General features: G+C 63.3%; 1 protein-coding gene and 3 pseudogenes. 1 reads left to right on the top strand and 3 read right to left on the bottom strand.

The features are described 5' to 3' along the window. The coding region (locus tag I5W_RS13805) for a patatin-like phospholipase family protein (RefSeq protein WP_044529654.1) at positions 1-390 on the bottom strand (390 nt) is incomplete at its 3' end. A gap of 136 nt (positions 391-526) precedes the next feature. On the opposite strand from I5W_RS13805, the pseudogene I5W_RS13800 reads away from it, so the two are divergent. Further along, positions 527-1,222: pseudogene (locus tag I5W_RS13800) on the top strand (hypothetical protein); the annotation flags it as partial. On the opposite strand, the pseudogene I5W_RS33360 reads toward I5W_RS13800, so the two are convergent. Together I5W_RS33360 and I5W_RS13795 are read right to left on the bottom strand one after the other, a co-directional pair. Then, positions 1,203-1,403, bottom strand: a pseudogene (locus tag I5W_RS33360) (nuclear transport factor 2 family protein); the annotation flags it as partial. The pseudogenes I5W_RS13800 and I5W_RS33360 sit on opposite strands and share 20 nt — an antisense overlap. Further along, positions 1,404-1,836 (bottom strand): annotated as a pseudogene (locus tag I5W_RS13795) (SRPBCC family protein); the annotation flags it as partial.

Genomic DNA, 1,836 nt, shown 5'->3' with positions numbered 1-1,836 from the left:
ATCCGAGATGGCGGCCTCATCCATGGCCAGGGCCAGCTTCTGCAAGGCAAAGCCATGNTTGCCCGCCGCATAGAGCGCCCCCACCAAGCTACCGGCACTGGTGCCGGCCACCACGTCCACGCTGATGCCCTGGGCTTCGAGCGCCTTGATCACGCCGATATGGGCAAAGCCGCGCGCCGCACCGCCGCCCAGGGCCAGGCCGATCTTGATCTTGCGCGGGGTCGGTGCGGCGGTGGCACTGGGCGCCACCGGGACCACGCTCGCCGAGGGCGTTCCGGGGGATTCGACCGGCTTGGAACTGCTACCGGGCAACAAGGACGAAGTACCGCAGGCCGACAAGAGCAAGCTGGAAGCGACGGCAACAGCCATCAAACGGAAGGAGAAGCGCATGACGCAAACAGGCAGTGAGCAAGCCCGACATTGTACTGCAAGCGCCATGCGCATCCGGGGAGTGCGACAGGCGGTGGTGTAGAATGCGGCCCCTGGCTTTTCGATTCAGTCCAGTTACACCAGGCGCCACAGTCCCATGAATATCGTCATCAACGAAGAACTGAAACAGTACATCGATCCCCTCACCCCCAACGAATACGCCGCGCTGGAACGCAGCCTGCTGGCCGAAGGCTGCCGCGATGCGCTGGTGCTGTGGGGCGATGTGCTCATCGATGGTCACAACCGTTACGAAATCTGCAGCAAGTACGAGCTGCCCTTCAAGACTATCCAGAACGACAGCTTCAGCTCGCTGGACGACGTACTGCTGTGGATGATCGATAACCAGCTCGGCCGCCGCAGCGTCTCCGACTTCCAGCGCGGCATGTTGGCCCTGCGCAAGCGCGACATCATCGCCGCTCGCACCAAGGCCGAGGCCACCCCGCCTAAGACTGCCACCAGTGACGAGCATCCAGCCCCGGAGGGCGGCGCGCCCGAAGTCGAGCAGGCCAGCGACGCCCCTTGGCACGCCGACGACAACACCGGCCGCATCAAGACCCGCGAAGACATCGCTCGCGCCGCCGGCATCAGCAGCGCCACCATCGGCCAGATCGACCGCATCCGCAAGAGCGCCGCGCCCGAACTGGTCGAGGCCGTGCGCAGCGGCACCATCTCCATCAATGCCGCCGCTGCGGTGGCGACCTTGCCCAGCGAAGTGCAGGTCAACGCCGTGGCCGGTGGCAAGAAGGAATTGCGCGAAGCCGCCAAGAAGGTGCGACACGGTCGTGCAACATCCCCTTGCTGAGGAAGGACATGGTCGCCAGCGGGAAACCTCGCTCGTGGTTTTCGCGCGGCTGCACCTTGTAGGTACAGGTGTCGGTGAAGAAGTCCGGCCATTCTTCCCAGCGACCGCTGCTGACCACTTCGGCGTAGCGAGCATAGAGCTGGCACAGTTCGAGGTACAGGGTGGCATCCATTCAAATCTCCATGATCTTGCGCCAGTAGGCATACATGCCGCGAATGAGCGTCTCGGTGACCATGTGCTCGGTGTCGTGGCAGTCGCGGCCATCCAGTTCGGCCAGGGTGCGATGCACCGGCTTCTGCTCGAAGCCCGCTTGCGAAAACTCGATCACCTCGCCATCGTCGGCCGACACGAATCCAGCCGGGCCGAACAGGTTGGCCTGGATCAGGCGGCGCTCGGTCATCTCCGGGCTGTCGTCCGCGAAACCGAAATGGGTCCAGACGAAATCGAAGGAGCCGGTGCCATTGGGCTGGATGTGACGGGTGGAGACACTATTGACCTGCTGCTGAAAGATCACGCTGGGGAACACCGTCATCATCACCGCCGTGGGGCCCTTCAACAGTCTTCCTGGACGATATCGAGCAATCGCTTGTCATGAACCTGCATCC

It is taken from the genome of Herbaspirillum sp. B65 (assembly GCF_000333555.1).
In the GTDB taxonomy this organism is placed as follows: Bacteria; Pseudomonadota; Gammaproteobacteria; order Burkholderiales; family Burkholderiaceae_D; genus Herbaspirillum; species Herbaspirillum rubrisubalbicans.
Note: the sequence above shows the minus strand (reverse complement) of the source record. Positions and strands in the feature narration are given on the sequence as shown.